Raw genomic sequence first — 2102 nt, 5'->3', positions numbered from 1 at the left:
CGGCGGCGTGGTCGACGAGCGCGGCGTGCGCCGAGCCGTCGTCGGCCCCGGCTCGGCCCGACAGCGCGGCCTGCAGCGGCGTGGCGCGCCCCAGGGCGGGCTGCTGGAGCGAGTCGCCCTGCACCTGCTGCAGCGCGTCCCACAGGGCGGCGTCCAGCGTCTCGGCGAACATCGCCTCGACCCGGTCGTGGGCCTCGTCGCCGGACAGCTGCTCGCGGCGCGGGGCCAGCACGGTGAGCTCGGTGCGGTGCTTGCGCAGCCACCGCTTGAGGTAGACGAAGTGGTACGGGCCCGTCTGCACCTCGATCTCGACCTCGGGCCCGACGTCGCGGTGCGTGGGCTGGACGGCCTTGACGTCGCGGTGGCTCGACGCGCTCTTGTACTGGCGCACGAGGCGCAGGCCCTCGGCCAGCGACGACTTGCCGACCTCGTTGGGACCGACGACGACGGTGACGCCGGGCGACTCGAGCCGGACCTCGGACTGCTCGACGCCGCGGAAGTCGGCGAGCCGGATGCGCAGCAGCCTCATCGCGCACCGGCCGAGGCGAGGCGGTAGAGCAGGCTGAGGGCGTCACGGGCGGCCGGGTCGTCGTCGGCGCGAGCGACGAGCTCGTCGACCGCCTCGCGCGCGAACCCGGTCAGGCCCAGCTCGTCCATGTCGCCGTCGGCGGGCAGCACGGCCAGGTCGGTGTGGCGCTGCCACAGGTCCAGCAGCGCGTACAGCGAGCCGACATCGTCCAGCAGGTCGTCCAGCCGCGCCTTCTGCCCGACGCTCAGCGTGCCGGTGAGCGAGAGCCAGACCGCGGTGCGCTCCTTGGCCGGCTGGGCCCGCAGCCACCGCTCGAGGTCGTCGAGGTCGGCCGCGGAGTCGAGCCGGGCGTCGTGCGCCACGAACCGCCACGCCCCGACGCGGACGGGCTCGACCGCCAGGGCGCCGTCGGGCTCGACGTCGACGACCAGGACGTTGCCCGGGTCGTCCTCGAGCCGGCTGGTGACCTCGGGGCGCCGGGGTACCAGACGCGGTCGGTGACCCGGGTCGTGGAGTGCCGGTCGCCGAGCACCACGACGTGGGCCAGGCCGGCGTCGAGGGCGGCGGTGAGGCCGGGCTCGCTGATGGTGGAGGGGTTGGTGCGGTCGAACCCGACGACCGAGCCGTGGCCGGCCACGACCCGCACCACGCCGGGCGCGGGCGGCTCCAGGCCGTCGAGGCGTCGGCGACCAGGTCGCTGGACGGACGCTTGGACGACCACGGAGCGGCCACGACCTCGACGCCGTCGGCGACGACGTGGACGCCGGGCGCGTCGAGGACGTGGACGTGCTCGGGGCACCCGGCCAGGAACTCCGGCGAGCGGTAGATCGAGGCCGCGTCGAGCGGGTCGTGGTTGCCGGGCAGCAGCCACACCGGGACCGGCACGTCGGCCAGCGCGTCGAAGGCGCGGGCCACGACCTGGCGGTCGAGCTGGTTGGACTCGAAGACGTCGCCGCAGACGAGGACGAAGGCGGCGTCGCGCTCGGCGGCCACCCGCCCCAGCGCCCGGACGGCGTCGAGCCGTGCCTGCGCGAAGCGGGGCCGCGCCTCCGCCTCCAGGAAGTGCGCGGTCATGCCGATCTGCCAGTCGGCGGACGCCACGAATCGCATGCTGAGAGCCTAGGTCCGAGCGGTGACAGAACCCGGCAGCGTCCCCCGGCGTGTGCGTCACGTCCGGGCGGCCGGCGTGCGACGCTGTCGGGAATGGATCCCACTCGGTCGCTGTTGTGCGGGCGACGAAAGAAGGGACGGACGATGACCATCTACCAGAAGCCGAGCTACACGGACGAGCAGATCGAGGCCATGGAGGTCTTCGACGCGTTCCGCCTCGGCGAGGAGCTGCTCGACTCGCGCTGGCCGCGCGAGGCGATCCGGGTGCTCACCAAGGTGGTCGACGCCGAGCCGCGCAACGCCGCGGCCTGGGAGCTGCTGGGACGGGCGCGCTTCGCCGCGGCCCTGCTCGGGCCGGCGAGGAGGCGTTCCGCCGCCTGGTCGACCTCGAGCCCACCAGCCAGTGGGCGCACACCGCGCTGGGCCTGAGCCTGGACCGGCAGAGCCGCCACGCCGAGGGGGC

The 2102-nt window shown here is 74.7% G+C and carries 3 protein-coding genes and 1 pseudogene; 1 reads left to right on the top strand and 3 read right to left on the bottom strand.

Going from position 1 to position 2102, the window contains the following annotated elements; genetic code table 11:
- The 3 genes and pseudogenes from AC2W7G_RS14565 to AC2W7G_RS14555 form a co-directional block, all read right to left on the bottom strand.
- Positions 1–529 (bottom strand): AAA family ATPase (locus AC2W7G_RS14565; protein ID WP_485869070.1); only part of this gene is annotated, 529 nt, incomplete at its 3' end.
- Complete coding sequence (locus tag AC2W7G_RS14560) at positions 526–891, bottom strand: hypothetical protein (RefSeq protein WP_485869071.1); 366 nt, start codon at positions 889–891, stop codon at positions 526–528. The genes AC2W7G_RS14565 and AC2W7G_RS14560, both read right to left, overlap by 4 nt.
- 481 nt (positions 892–1372) lie before the next feature.
- Positions 1373–1639, bottom strand: a pseudogene (locus AC2W7G_RS14555) (metallophosphoesterase family protein); the annotation flags it as partial.
- 144 nt (positions 1640–1783) lie between these two features.
- Here AC2W7G_RS14555 and AC2W7G_RS14550 point away from each other — a divergent pair.
- Complete coding sequence (locus AC2W7G_RS14550) at positions 1784–2068, top strand: hypothetical protein (RefSeq protein WP_485869069.1); 285 nt, start codon at positions 1784–1786, stop codon at positions 2066–2068.
- Positions 2069–2102 lie beyond the last annotated feature (34 nt).

It is taken from the genome of Aeromicrobium sp. PFPM2_SD2, assembly GCF_057364525.1.
This window is presented reverse-complemented; position numbering and strand designations above follow the sequence as displayed.